The organism is Janthinobacterium sp. GMG2 (assembly GCF_033949445.1).
GTDB lineage: Bacteria > Pseudomonadota > Gammaproteobacteria > Burkholderiales > Burkholderiaceae_D > Janthinobacterium > Janthinobacterium aestuarii.
The window spans coordinates 327,758-339,984 of record NZ_JAXAWA010000008.1; the positions used below are offsets into that span (position 1 = coordinate 327,758).

General features: G+C 61.2%; 12 protein-coding genes. 7 read left to right on the top strand and 5 right to left on the bottom strand.

Translation table 11 applies throughout. The features are described 5' to 3' along the window. Positions 1-151 precede the first annotated feature (151 nt). Positions 152-490 (top strand): P-II family nitrogen regulator, encoded by a 339-nt coding sequence (locus SKZ59_RS25430; protein ID WP_034758685.1) that lies wholly within the window; start codon positions 152-154, stop codon positions 488-490. Positions 491-633: 143 nt separating this feature from the next. On the opposite strand, the gene SKZ59_RS25435 is transcribed toward SKZ59_RS25430, so the two are convergent. The 3 genes from SKZ59_RS25435 to trxB form a co-directional block, all read right to left on the bottom strand. Then, the gene (locus SKZ59_RS25435; RefSeq protein WP_034758680.1) at positions 634-1,263 is read right to left on the bottom strand and encodes a trimeric intracellular cation channel family protein; all 630 of its coding nucleotides are present in this window, start codon (positions 1,261-1,263) and stop codon (positions 634-636) included. A gap of 135 nt (positions 1,264-1,398) precedes the next feature. Next, positions 1,399-2,073 carry a Smr/MutS family protein gene (locus tag SKZ59_RS25440; protein ID WP_034758675.1) on the bottom strand — a complete coding sequence of 225 codons (675 nt, stop codon included), beginning with the start codon at positions 2,071-2,073 and terminating at the stop codon, positions 1,399-1,401. 7 nt (positions 2,074-2,080) lie between these two features. Continuing rightward, the gene (trxB, locus tag SKZ59_RS25445) at positions 2,081-3,034 is read right to left on the bottom strand and encodes a thioredoxin-disulfide reductase (protein ID WP_034758671.1); all 954 of its coding nucleotides are present in this window, start codon (positions 3,032-3,034) and stop codon (positions 2,081-2,083) included. Positions 3,035-3,249: 215 nt separating this feature from the next. Here trxB and SKZ59_RS25450 point away from each other — a divergent pair, with 215 nt between their 5' ends. The 3 genes from SKZ59_RS25450 (at position 3,250) to SKZ59_RS25460 (ending at position 7,665) form a co-directional block, all read left to right on the top strand. After that, positions 3,250-5,610 (top strand): DNA translocase FtsK, encoded by a 2,361-nt coding sequence (locus SKZ59_RS25450; protein ID WP_319993321.1) that lies wholly within the window; start codon positions 3,250-3,252, stop codon positions 5,608-5,610. Positions 5,611-5,615: 5 nt separating this feature from the next. Then, entirely contained in the window at positions 5,616-6,272 is a 657-nt protein-coding gene (gene lolA, locus SKZ59_RS25455; protein ID WP_034786149.1) for an outer membrane lipoprotein chaperone LolA, read from the top strand. Between the two features lie 73 nt (positions 6,273-6,345). Further along, positions 6,346-7,665, top strand: coding sequence for a replication-associated recombination protein A (locus tag SKZ59_RS25460; RefSeq protein WP_100876302.1), 1,320 nt, complete (start codon positions 6,346-6,348; stop codon positions 7,663-7,665). Positions 7,666-7,667: 2 nt separating this feature from the next. Here the strand turns inward: SKZ59_RS25460 and SKZ59_RS25465 are convergent, their stop codons facing one another. Together SKZ59_RS25465 and SKZ59_RS25470 are read right to left on the bottom strand one after the other, a co-directional pair. Continuing rightward, the gene (locus tag SKZ59_RS25465; RefSeq protein ID WP_319993322.1) at positions 7,668-8,420 is read right to left on the bottom strand and encodes an NAD(P)-dependent oxidoreductase; all 753 of its coding nucleotides are present in this window, start codon (positions 8,418-8,420) and stop codon (positions 7,668-7,670) included. Next, entirely contained in the window at positions 8,417-8,707 is a 291-nt protein-coding gene (locus tag SKZ59_RS25470) for a DUF2917 domain-containing protein (RefSeq protein WP_072454835.1), read from the bottom strand. Before SKZ59_RS25470 ends, SKZ59_RS25465 begins: the two co-directional genes overlap by 4 nt. 180 nt (positions 8,708-8,887) lie before the next feature. Between SKZ59_RS25470 and SKZ59_RS25475 the strand changes: the two genes are divergently transcribed. The 3 genes from SKZ59_RS25475 to serS all read left to right on the top strand — a co-directional run bounded on the left by SKZ59_RS25475 (position 8,888) and on the right by serS (position 12,087). Next, positions 8,888-10,309, top strand: coding sequence for a PLP-dependent aminotransferase family protein (locus tag SKZ59_RS25475; RefSeq protein ID WP_319993323.1), 1,422 nt, complete (start codon positions 8,888-8,890; stop codon positions 10,307-10,309). Between the two features lie 149 nt (positions 10,310-10,458). Next, complete coding sequence (locus tag SKZ59_RS25480; protein WP_319993324.1) at positions 10,459-10,662, top strand: hypothetical protein; 204 nt, start codon at positions 10,459-10,461, stop codon at positions 10,660-10,662. Between the two features lie 135 nt (positions 10,663-10,797). Continuing rightward, positions 10,798-12,087, top strand: a complete 1,290-nt coding sequence (gene serS / locus SKZ59_RS25485) for a serine--tRNA ligase (protein ID WP_319993325.1) — start codon at positions 10,798-10,800, stop codon at positions 12,085-12,087. The last annotated feature ends 140 nt before the right edge of the window (positions 12,088-12,227 follow it).

The window sequence follows — 12,227 nt, forward strand, 5'->3', positions numbered from 1 at the left end:
CTGCGCAGCTCACTACCGGGCATCCGTTGCTCACCGTACTTAAAGTACGGCTCCGCTACTCAGCCCGGTATTGAACTTGCTCGCTACGGTTTTGCGGGGTCCCGTTAAGCCAGTTGGTGAAGAATTGTCGATTATCAATAAGGAGAAAGCCATGAAACAGATTACCGCCATCATCAAACCATTCAAGCTCGACGAAGTGCGCGAAGCGCTGGCCGACGTGAACGTGACGGGCTTGACCGTGACGGAAGTGAAGGGCTTTGGCCGCCAGAAGGGCCATACCGAGCTGTACCGTGGCGCCGAGTATGTGGTCGACTTCCTGCCGAAAGTCAAAGTCGAAGTGGTGGTGGACGACAGCGTGTCGGAACTGGTGGTCGACGCCATCATCAAGGCAGCCCGCACGGGCAAGATCGGCGACGGCAAGATCTTCGTGCGCGATGTGGAGCAGGTGATCCGCATCCGCACGGGCGAAACCGGCCCGGACGCGGTGTAAGTTCAAGCCAGCAATGGTGTCGGATTACGGCTCTTTGAGCCTAATCCGACCTACGCGTAGCAATGGGTGTCGTGCCGTAGGTCGGCTTAGCGCACCAGCGCGTAAGCCGACATGCGCCGCCAACAACGTTGCCGGTTGACGTATCAGCGCCCCAGCCGCATATCGAATTTCCAGCAAATCAGGCGCAGAATCGTGATGCCGCTGGCGCTGGTCCACAGCGCGAAGTCGTGCTCGGCGCCGAAGTGCATCTGCAGCAGATAAGCCCAGCAGCCGAAGAACGCGCAGATCGCGTACGGTTTTCCGTCGCGAAATACCATCGGCACTTCGTTGCAGACGATGTCGCGCATCACGCCGCCAAAAATCCCCGTAATCACCCCCATCATCGACGCGATGAAGAGCGGCATGCCGGCGCGCGTCGCTTCGGCCACGCCCGCGATGGCGAACATGCCCAGGCCGATGGCGTCGGCGATGACGATCAGGCGTTCCGAGACGATCTGGCGCAAGTGCTGGATCAAGGGCGCGGCCGTCAGGGCCAGCACGAAGATGAGAATCGCGTATTCCTGGTGCGAGACCCAGAACAATGGCCGCTTGTCGAGCAGGATGTCGCGCAAAGTGCCCCCGCCAAATGCCGTGATGAAGGCCACCACGAATACGCCGACCAGGTCCATGCGCTTGCGGCGCGCTTCGATGAAGCCGGAAAACGCGCCCACCAGGATGGCGATGACCTCAATGATCTTGATCAGCGAGCCAGGCGGCAATTGGGGTGGCATCATGGGTGGAGCGCGTGCACGAGACGCTAAGCAGGAAATAATTGTCACAGGTTAACATGACACGGCCCCGAATGGTGACAAACGGGGCCGTGCGCATGGGCTAACTTGTTACTGAATTGTAATTTCTTGCTGCGGTGCTCAGCGGATGGGCTGCAGGGCGGAAGAAAGCAATACGACCAGCGCGCCATCGCCCCCTTCAGAGCGGCGCGCCTGGCAAAAGGCGATGACTTCATCCTTTTGCACGAGCCAGCTGTGCACCATCGATTTCAAGACCGGTTCCTGGCCTTTCGAGCCGAAACCCTTGCCGTGGATGACCCGCACGCAGCGCAGCTTGCGCCGCGTGGCCTGGTTCAAAAAGGCGCCGATGCCGTCGCGCGCCTCGTCGCGGCGCAAGCCGTGCAAGTCCAGCTCATCCTGGATGGGCCAGTGGCCCTTGCGCATCTTCTTGACCACGTCCGATCCCACGCCGGGGCGGGCGTAGTTCAGGGCCGGATCGTTTTCCAGGTAATGGTCGACTTCGAACAAGTCCGACAGCGACTCGCGCAGCACGGCCGCATCGTCCTCTTCCGGAGACAACTTGCGCGCCGGCTGCTGGGCCGCCATGGCGCCCGCCTTGGGCAGGCTGGGCACGTAGCGGTCCGACTCGGGCAGGCGCTTGACGCCGCCGATGCTGGCCTTGAACAGATTGCTCTCCACGGCCTGCACCTTGACTTGCTTGACGCGCTCCGCTTCAGCCTGGGCGCGCGCGTCGGCCTGCTCCTTGAGCTGCTTGCTGACCGCTTTCAGGTCGGCAAAGTCTTTCATCGACGCCATGCGACGCTTACTCCTGGCCTTCCAGGTAGCGCTGGGCGTCCAGTGCTGCCATGCAACCCGTGCCGGCGCTGGTGATGGCCTGGCGGTAGATATGGTCTTGCACGTCGCCGGCGGCAAACACGCCCGGTGCGCTGGTGGCGGTGGCCATGCCTTCCAAGCCCGTCTTGGTCTTGATGTAGCCGTTGTGCATGTCCAGCTGGCCTTCGAAGATGCCCGTGTTCGGTTTGTGGCCGATGGCGATGAAGACGCCATGCACGGAGAGCGCTTCGACCTTGCCGTCGATGGTCGACTTGATGTTCAGACCCGTCACGCCGCCTTCGTTGCCCGTCACTTCGTCCAGAGTGTGGTTATATTTCAACACAATCTTGCCTTCGGCAACCTTGGCGTTCAGGCGGTCGATCAAAATCGCTTCCGCGCGGAACTTGTCGCGGCGGTGGATCAGCGTGACTTTATTGGCGATGTTCGACAGGTACAGCGCTTCTTCGACGGCCGTGTTGCCACCGCCGACGACGGCCACTTCCTGGTTGCGGTAGAAGAAACCATCGCAGGTGGCGCAGGCGGACACGCCCTTGCCCATGAATTCCGCTTCCGATGGCAGGCCCAGGTATTGCGCGGATGCGCCCGTGGCGATGATCAGCGTGTCGCACGTGTATTCGTGGCTGTCGCCCTTCAGGCGGATCGGTTTTTCATTCAGGAAAGTGGTGTGGATGTGGTCAAACACGATTTCCGTATTGAAACGCTCGGCGTGCTGCAGCAAGCGCTGCATCAGGTCCGGGCCTTGCACGCCCATCGGGTCGCCAGGCCAGTTTTCCACGTCGGTGGTGGTCATCAACTGGCCGCCTTGTTCCACGCCGGTGACCAGCATCGGGTTCAGGTTGGCGCGGGCGGCGTAGACGGCGGCGCTGTAGCCGGCTGGGCCGGAGCCGAGGATCAAAACGCGGGCGTGTTTGGTAGTGGTCATGGGAGGCTTCTCTATGAGTGGGGTCTATCCGAATTGGGGGCATACGCGCGAAGAACAAGGGCGTATTGCGCTTGCGCAAGCAATCCACGATTATAGACCAAGCCGCCTGTAGCGACGAATCGTGGGGCCGTCCGAGGCATATATGGCTTAGAATACTTCCTTATTATGGGAAATTCCCTTTCAGAAACATTTTTCACCTTGCAGCGCTTCCCAGAATGACTAAACCAGCCCAGGCCAATCAAAATAGCTACACCCGAAAACCGGTCGAACGCCGCCCGCTGCCCAACCGGCTGGTGCGGCTGCTGTCCGAGGCGCGCTGGTTCGCGCTGGCCGCGTTTGCCTTGTATTTCGTGCTGATCCTGGCCAGCTTCAACAAGCTCGACCCCGGCTGGTCGCACGCCACCAATGTCGACAAGGTGGCCAACCTGGGCGGCAAGCTCGGTGCGACCTTTTCCGATTTGCTGCTGTATATCTTCGGCTTTTCCGCCTGGTGGTGGTGCGTGTGGCTGCTGCGCACGGTATGGCATGGCTATCGCCGCCTGAGCAAGCGCTTCCTGCTGGAAGAGGAAGAGGTGGAGCGCGAGCACCATGTCGAGATGCTGATTCGCATCGTCGGCTTCTCCATCATGCTGATCGGCAGCATGGGACTCGAATACTTGCGCATGGCAAAAAGCTTGCACGTGCAGCTGCCGCGCGATCCGGGCGGCGTGCTGGGCCAGCTGGTCGGGCACTCGGCCCACGTGGCCTTTGGCTTTACGGGCGCGACCTTGCTGCTGTTGCTGCTGTTCGGCCTGGGTTTCAGCTTGTTCTTCCACGTATCCTGGCTGCAAGTGGCCGAACGCATCGGTGGCGCCATCGAAGACGCCGTCAACTGGTTCGTACTGCGCTACCAGGACCGCGAAGACCGCCGCCAGGGAGAAGTGGCTGCCGTGCGCCGCGACGAAGTGGTAGTCATCGAGCGGGCCAAGCACGTGGAGAAACACGTGGCCGCGCCGCCCGTGAAGATTGAACCGCAGGTGGTGACGGTGGTGAAATCGGAGCGCGTGGAAAAGGAACGCCAGGCCCATCTGTTCGAGAACCTGGGCGATGGCAAGCTGCCGCCGTTGTCCTTGCTCGATGAAGCGCCGCCCGTGGTGGAAACCGTGTCCGTGGAAACGCTGGAATTCACGAGCCGCCTGATCGAAAAGAAATTGTCGGACTTTGGCGTGGATGCCAAGGTAGTGGCCGCTTACCCCGGCCCCGTCGTCACGCGCTATGAAATCGAGCCGGCCACGGGTGTCAAAGGCAGCCAGATCGTGGGCCTGGCGCGCGACCTGGCCCGTTCGCTGTCGCTGACTTCCATCCGCGTGGTGGAAACCATTCCTGGCAAGAATTACATGGCGCTGGAACTGCCGAACAGCAAGCGCCAGATCGTGCGCCTGACGGAAATCCTCGGCTCCAAGGTCTACAACGATGGAGTCTCCAGCCTGACGATTGCGCTGGGCAAGGATATTGCCGGCAAGCCCGTCGTGGCAGATCTGGCGAAAATGCCCCACTTGCTGGTGGCCGGTACGACCGGTTCCGGTAAATCCGTGGGCATCAATGCGACGATTCTCTCGCTGCTGTACAAGTCCGACCCGCTCGACGTACGGCTGATTTTGATCGATCCGAAGATGCTGGAAATGTCCGTCTACGAAGGCATTCCGCACTTGCTGGCGCCCGTCGTGACCGACATGCGCCAGGCCGGCCACGCGCTGAACTGGGCCGTGAACGAGATGGAACGCCGCTACAAGCTGATGAGCAAGATGGGCGTGCGTAACCTGGCTGGCTACAACGCGAAGATTGCCGACGCGAAAAAGCGTGAAGAACATATCCCGAATCCGTTCAGCCTGACGCCGGATTCGCCGGAGCCGCTGGAAAAACTGCCGACCATCGTCATCATCATCGACGAGCTGGCCGACTTGATGATGGTGGTGGGTAAAAAAGTCGAGGAATTGATCGCGCGTATCGCGCAAAAGGCGCGCGCCGCCGGCTTGCACTTGATTCTGGCCACACAGCGCCCATCTGTAGACGTGATCACGGGCTTGATCAAGGCGAACATCCCGACGCGTATCGCCTTCCAGGTATCGTCGAAGATCGACTCGCGCACCATTCTCGACCAGATGGGCGCGGAAACCCTGCTGGGCATGGGCGACATGCTGTACATGCCGCCCGGCACTGGTTTGCCGATGCGCGTGCACGGCGCGTTCGTGTCCGATGAAGAAGTCCATCGCGTTGTCAGCCATCTCAAGCTGCAGGGCGAACCGAATTACATCGAGGGCATCCTCGAAGGCGGCACCCTGGAAGGCGACGGCGCTGAAGGCGGCGTGCCTGGCGAGGGCGGCGGCGAGGCCGATGCCCTGTACGACCAGGCGGTGGCGGTGGTGCTGAAAAACCGCCGCGCCTCGATTTCGCTGGTGCAGCGTCATTTGCGCATCGGCTACAACCGCGCCGCCCGTCTGCTCGAGCAGATGGAGCAGAGCGGGGTGGTATCAACCATGCAATCCAATGGCAACCGGGAAATCCTGGTGCCGGCGGCCAGTAGTGAACAAGGGTAAATAGAATGAAGAACACGACTTTCGCAGCAAAAATGATGATCGGCGCGGCCAGCGTTGCCTGCAGCCTGCTGTTCGCGGCCAGTGCCTCGGCCAGTGCGCTCGAGCAATTCAAGAGCTTTGCGGCCGGCACCAAGTCGGCCAAGGGCGAGTTCGTGCAGCGCCAGGTCAAGAAGGCGGACGCCAGCGGCAAGGCGAAAGTGTCGACGCCGGCCAGCGGCACGTTCGAGTTTGCCCGCCCAGGCAAGTTCATCTGGACCTATCTGAAGCCGTACGAGCAGCTGCTGCAAGCCGATGGCGACAAGCTGTACATCTACGACAAGGACTTGAGCCAGGTGACGGTCAAGAAACTGGGCGACGCGCTCGGTTCCTCGCCAGCAGCCATCCTGTTCGGCAGCAATGACCTGGAAAAGAATTTCACCTTGGCCGAAGCGGGCACGCGCGATGGCCTGGAATGGCTGAAAGCGACACCGAAAGCCAAGGACACGACGTTCGACGAAATCACCATCGGCCTGCGCAATGGCGTGCCGGAAGCGATGGAGTTGCGCGATTCGTTCGGGCAGACGTCGGTGCTGGCGTTCAAGAACTTCCAGAAAAATCCGGCCTTATCTGCCAATCACTTTAAATTTGTCATGCCCAAGGGCGCCGACGTCATCAACAATTAAGACTGTCGCGCCTTGCGTATGAGCCAGCCTCGCAGCAATGCGGGGCTTTTGCATTCTTATTAGGTAACTCAATATGGCGGATCTCTTTTCCACCGCACCGCGCCAGCCCTTGGCCGAAGCCTTGCGGCCGGCTACCCTGAATGAAGTCATCGGCCAGACGCATCTGCTGGGCGTGGGCAAGCCGCTGCGCCTCGCGTTCGAGGCGGGCAAGGCCCATTCGATGATTTTGTGGGGGCCGCCCGGCGTGGGCAAGACGACCCTGGCACGGCTGATGGCGAACGCCTTCGACAGCGAGTTCATCGCCCTGTCGGCCGTGTTCGCCGGCGTAAAAGATATCCGCGCGGCCATGGACCAGGCACGCCACAGCCTGGACCAGTTCGGCAAGCACACTTTATTGTTCGTCGACGAAATCCACAGGTTCAATAAATCGCAGCAGGATGCCTTGCTGCCCTTCGTCGAATCTGGCCTGGTGACGTTCATCGGCGCCACCACGGAAAACCCCAGCTTCGAAGTCAATTCGGCACTGCTGTCGCGCGCGCAAGTGTATGTGTTGAAATCGCTTAACGAAGACGAGATGAAACAGTTGCTGGCCAAGGCGCAAAGCACGGCGCTGACGCACCTGACGTTTGACGAGGCGGCCGCCGACACCCTGATCGGCTATGCGGATGGCGATGCGCGGCGTTTCCTGAATTTGCTGGAACAGGCCGAGACGGCCGCCAGCTCGACGGGTACGACCAGGATCGACGCGGCCTTTGTCGACAACGCGCTGACCCTCAATTCGCGCCGCTTTGACAAGGGCGGCGACAATTTCTATGACCAGATTTCCGCGTTGCACAAGTCCGTGCGTGGCTCCAACCCCGATGCTGCCCTGTACTGGTTTTGCCGCATGATCGACGGCGGCGCCGACCCCCGCTATCTGTCGCGGCGCATCGTACGCATGGCCTGGGAAGACATCGGCCTGGCCGACCCGCGTGCCCTGACCATGGTCAATGATGCGGCCGAAACGTATGAACGCTTGGGTTCGCCCGAAGGCGAGCTGGCGCTGGGCCAGGCGGTGATTTACCTGGCGATTGCCGCGAAAAGCAATGCCGGCTATAACGCCTTCAATACGGCGATGGCGTTTGTGAAGAAAGACAAGTCGAAGGAAGTGCCCGTGCATCTACGCAATGCACCGACGAAGTTGATGAAGGAACTCGGTTACGGCCACGCCTACCGCTACGCGCACGACGAGCCGGACGCGTACGCGGCCGGTGAAACCTATTTCCCGGACGGCATGGCGGAACCGGGTTGGTACCAGCCCGTGCCGCGCGGCCTGGAAAGCAAGATCGCCGATAAATTGGCGTGGCTGCGCGAGCTGGACAGAAAAGCAGGAAAACCAGCGGGCAAGGGCTGAGGTTACAGCCCCAGCAGGGTAAAACCGTCATCCTGCGGCGCATAGCCGACCAGCTGGCGCGTCGCTGCGATCGACAAGCGTTTATAGCGGTTGTCCGACACCCCATGCACGACGTGGTAGCCGGCCGGCACGTCCGCCGTCACGCAGCGGGCCAGCAATTGCACCACGTCACGTTCGCTGATGAAGGCGGCGATGTCGCGTGCGCTGTGCTGTTGACCTGGCGCAAAGTTGGCCACGTTGGCGATGCGCACGGCGATCGCCGTCATGCCGTGCTGGTGCGCAAAGGCCGAGGCCACGCCTTCACCGAAGGCCTTGCTGGCGCCATACATGTTCGCGGGGCGCGCCGGCATGCTTTCCTGTACTTGCACGTCCAGCGGGTAACCCTCGATGGCTTGCGCGCTGCTGGCAAGCACCACTCTTTTCACTCCCTGTTCCTGTGCCGCGCGGAAGATGTTGTGCGTGCCGACGATGTTCGGCTGCAGCAGTTGCGCATCGAAATCTGCGCTGGCGTGCGGCACGCCGGCCAGGTGCAGCACCACATCAATATCGGCGCAGGCGGCCAGGCAGGCGGCATAGTCAGCGACGTCGAGCTTGATGGATGGGCAGGGTGCTTCGGCCAGTTTGCCTGTGTGCAGGTCGGCCAGGCGCAGGGAGAATTCCCCGTGCCGGCGCTTCCAGAAAGCGGTGCCGATGATGCCGGCGGCGCCCGTGACGAGGACGCGCAGTGGTGCTTGATGTAGTGTTGCTTGACTCATGTATTCCTTGTGATCAGTGTGTGAGGCAGTGCCAGGTTCAGCCAGCGCAGCAGGGTGGGACGCGGTGCGGCCGTCCCATGCACGCGGATGTGCCCGCTACCGACGGCTTCGACGAGCACCAGGCCGTCGTTCGGTATCGTATAGCGTTCGCCGCTGCGCAGCACGCAATCCTCGAACTGGGCGTAGGCCGTGATCCACGCCGTGCCGGACAGGCATTCGATGACCCTGGCGTGCGCTTTTTCCAGGCGCAAAGGCCGTTCGCTGCGTAATTCGTGGTCGGTATGCATGGCATCGCTCCTGTTGTGCTGACAGGAACAGCTTAGGCGCTTGCCGCGAACCATGACAGATGCAGGAAAACGAAATTGTGATGCATACAGTGTCCCTTGTCGTACACTGTGCTTGTCAAAAAACTCGGCAACTGTATCTGTGCCGGCCACGCGCGCGAGCCGCATACTGAAGGGATGAACATGAGCGCGCATTTGAATCTGTACGAGCACCTGGCCAACGAACTGGGCGCCTTGATCGACTCGCGCGTGTTCGCGCCCGGCGACCGCCTGCCATCGATCCGCCACCTGGCGCAGCAAAAGCGCATTTCCGTCAGCACGGTGATGCAAGCCTTGCGCCTGATGGAAGACCGGGGGCAAGTCGATGCGCGGCCCCAGTCCGGCTATTTCGTGCGCCACCGCGCGCCGCGCCGGCCATGCAGCGCGGACGCCCAGCATTTGAAGGAACCGGCCTTTGTCGGCATCAACAACCTGTTGATGCGCGTGCTGAAGGAAAACGAGGCGCCCGATATCGTGCAGCTGGGCACGGCCTGGCCGCCCGACGAGATACTGCCCATCAAGCGCATGCAGCGCACCATCAGCGCCGTGGCGCGGCGCGAGCCCGCTTTATTGAGCAAGGTCAGCTGCTACGACGTCAGCGAAAGCAATTTCCTGCGCCAGGTGACGCGCCGCGCGCTGGACTGGGGCAAGCTGGACCCGCACGAGATCGTCGTGACGAATTCCTGCACGGAAGCAATCAGCCTGTGCCTGCGTGCCGTCGCCAAACCGGGCGACACGATTGCCATCGAGTCGGCCACGTATTTCGTGCTGCTGCAGATGATCGAAAGCCTGGGTATGAAGGCGCTGGAAATTCCCACCGACCCGAAGACGGGACCGTCGCTCGACGCGCTGGAGCTTGCCTTGCGCGCCGGTCTCGTGCAAGCGTGTTTGTTCGTGCCGAACGCCAACAACCCGCTCGGTTGCGTCATGCCGGAAGCAAACAAGAAGCGGCTGGCGGGGCTGCTGTCGGAATTCAATATTCCGCTGGTGGAAGACGATGTATATGGAGATTTGTGCTTTGCCCCACAGCGGCCGTGGCCCGTGAAAGCCTACGATACGAGCGGCAATGTGCTGCTGTGCTCTTCGTTTTCCAAGGCGATTACTCCTGCGTCGCGTGTCGGTTACGTGCTGGCCGGCCGCTTCGCGCAGGAAGTGGCCTTGCTGAAAACCGTGTCGAGCGGCGCCACCAGCCATTTCTTCCAGGCCGTGCTCGCCGATTTTCTGGAAGGCAGCAGCTACGACCAGCAACTGCGCAAGATGCGGCGCACCCTGGTGCAGCGCATCGCCCGCATGTCCGACGCCGTGGCGGCCAGCTTTCCGGCGGACTGCATGCTGTCCGAGCCGCAGGGCGGTTTCGTGCTGTGGGTGCAGATGCCGCCGCAAATCGATGCGCTGGGCCTGCATGGCCCTGCCATCGCGGACGGCGTGGCGTATATGCCGGGCCAGCTGTTCTCGGCCTCGGGCAAGTTCGGCAATTATCTGCGCCTCAATTGCGGCAATGCGTGGACGCCGCGCATCGAGCAGGCTATAAGCCGCCTTGGTCGCCTCGTCAAGGACGCCTTGTAACTATTCTTTGCGCTTCAGTCCCTGTTTTTCACCGTTCGCTCCCTGTTTTTCGCTGCTGGTCGCAAGCCGGTGGCGTTGTTTGTGGCCGTTGGCTAAAGTACCACCATACCAGCAGCAGTCAACGAAATAAACTAACCAGGAGTCACATCATGAACGCACTGAAAAACATGGGAATCACCTTTGTCGCCGCCGCCATCATCGCCATCGGCGCCAGCTTCGCCACCGCCGGCGCGAACACCGTGGAAGTGAGCGCCAGCAGCACCGTGATTGCCCAGGCTGCCGACAGCACGATGCCTGTCGTCACCGTCAGCGCCCGCCGCCTGACCGCTGCCGAAAAAGCCGCCTTTATTTAAGCGCCGGTTGTAAAGCGGGCGCGAGTGCCCAGCCATGCCGCCATGACGATGGCCGGCCATGTGCAAAACTCATAAAGAACTGAACGGGTCTTGGTACAATGAGTGCTTTCGATACATCGGCACCGCCATCCACCCATGATAGATATCCAACTTCTCCGTAAAGACATCGCCACCGTCGCAGAACGCCTGGCGACGCGCAAATTCCAGCTCGACGTGGCAGGTTTTACCGCCCTCGAAGCCGAACGCAAGGCGATCCAGACGCGCACCGAAGAGCTGCAGGGCAAGCGCAACGCGCTGTCCAAGCAAATCGGCATGTTGAAAGGCAAGGGGGAAGACACCTCGGCCGTGATGGCACAAGTGGCCGGCCTGGGCGATGAGCTGAAAGCCGATGAAGCGGCCCTGACCATGGTGCAAGCCAAGCTGAGCGATTTCATCATGGCCGTGCCGAATTTGCCGCACGAATCGTCGCCTGTGGGCATGGACGAGTCGGGCAACGTGGAAGTGCGCAAGGTCGGCACGCCACGCAGCTTCGATTTCGAGGTCAAGGATCACGTCGACGTGGGCGGCCCGCTGGGTCTCGACTTCGAAGTGGCCACCAAGCTGACCGGTTCGCGCTTTTCCGTCATGAAGGGCGGCATCGCCCGTCTGCACCGTGCGCTGGCGCAATTCATGCTCAACACCCACGTGGACGAGCACGGCTACACGGAATGCTATACGCCGTACATGGTCAACGCCGATTCCTTGCGCGGCACGGGCCAGCTGCCGAAATTCGAAGCCGATCTGTTCTCGGTGAAAAAAGGCGGCGCGGAAGGCGAGGGCGAGACCTTCTACCTGATCCCGACGTCGGAAGTATCGCTGACGAATATCGCGCGCGATGAAATCCTCGCGCTCGATCAATTGCCACTGAAAATGACGGCCCACACGCCATGCTTCCGTTCGGAAGCGGGCAGCTATGGCCGCGACACGCGCGGCATGATCCGCCAGCACCAGTTCGATAAAGTCGAAATGGTGCAAGTGGTGCATCCGGACACCTCGTACCAGGTGCTCGATGAAATGGTCGGCCACGCGGAAACGATTCTGCAACGCCTGGGCCTGCCATACCGCGTGATGTCGCTGTGCACGGGCGACATGGGTTTCGGCGCCACCAAGACCTTCGACCTGGAAGTGTGGCTGCCGGCGCAAAACACCTATCGCGAAATCTCGTCCCTGTCGAACTGCGAAGCCTTCCAGTCCCGCCGCATGCAGGCGCGTTTCCGCAACGCCGCCGGCAAGCCGGAACTGGCACACACCCTGAACGGTTCCGGCCTGGCAGTGGGCCGCACTCTGGTGGCCGTGCTGGAAAACTACCAGCAAGCGGACGGCAGCGTCGAGATCCCGGCCGTGCTGCGCCCGTACATGGGCGGCCTGACGCATTTGAAGGCCTAAAATAGTCCTTTTCTTTTCGCCGCAGGCTGCTATAATCTTGCCTTCTCGCAGCAATGCGGGAAAGACCGCAGCAAATGGAGAGGTGGCAGAGTGGTCGAATGTACTTGACTCGAAATCAAGCGTACGTTAAATCGTACCGT

What these genes read in the sequence shown, in the direction of transcription:
- SKZ59_RS25430 (WP_034758685.1), top strand. Translation starts at nt 152, where the DNA reads ATGAAACAGATTACCGCCATCATCAAACCATTCAAGCTCGACGAAGTG.
- SKZ59_RS25435 (WP_034758680.1), bottom strand. Translation starts at nt 1,263, where the DNA reads ATGATGCCACCCCAATTGCCGCCTGGCTCGCTGATCAAGATCATTGAG.
- SKZ59_RS25440 (WP_034758675.1), bottom strand. Translation starts at nt 2,073, where the DNA reads ATGGCGTCGATGAAAGACTTTGCCGACCTGAAAGCGGTCAGCAAGCAG.
- trxB (WP_034758671.1), bottom strand. Translation starts at nt 3,034, where the DNA reads ATGACCACTACCAAACACGCCCGCGTTTTGATCCTCGGCTCCGGCCCA.
- SKZ59_RS25450 (WP_319993321.1), top strand. Translation starts at nt 3,250, where the DNA reads ATGACTAAACCAGCCCAGGCCAATCAAAATAGCTACACCCGAAAACCG.
- lolA (WP_034786149.1), top strand. Translation starts at nt 5,616, where the DNA reads ATGAAGAACACGACTTTCGCAGCAAAAATGATGATCGGCGCGGCCAGC.
- SKZ59_RS25460 (WP_100876302.1), top strand. Translation starts at nt 6,346, where the DNA reads ATGGCGGATCTCTTTTCCACCGCACCGCGCCAGCCCTTGGCCGAAGCC.
- SKZ59_RS25465 (WP_319993322.1), bottom strand. Translation starts at nt 8,420, where the DNA reads ATGAGTCAAGCAACACTACATCAAGCACCACTGCGCGTCCTCGTCACG.
- SKZ59_RS25470 (WP_072454835.1), bottom strand. Translation starts at nt 8,707, where the DNA reads ATGCATACCGACCACGAATTACGCAGCGAACGGCCTTTGCGCCTGGAA.
- SKZ59_RS25475 (WP_319993323.1), top strand. Translation starts at nt 8,888, where the DNA reads ATGAGCGCGCATTTGAATCTGTACGAGCACCTGGCCAACGAACTGGGC.
- SKZ59_RS25480 (WP_319993324.1), top strand. Translation starts at nt 10,459, where the DNA reads ATGAACGCACTGAAAAACATGGGAATCACCTTTGTCGCCGCCGCCATC.
- serS (WP_319993325.1), top strand. Translation starts at nt 10,798, where the DNA reads ATGATAGATATCCAACTTCTCCGTAAAGACATCGCCACCGTCGCAGAA.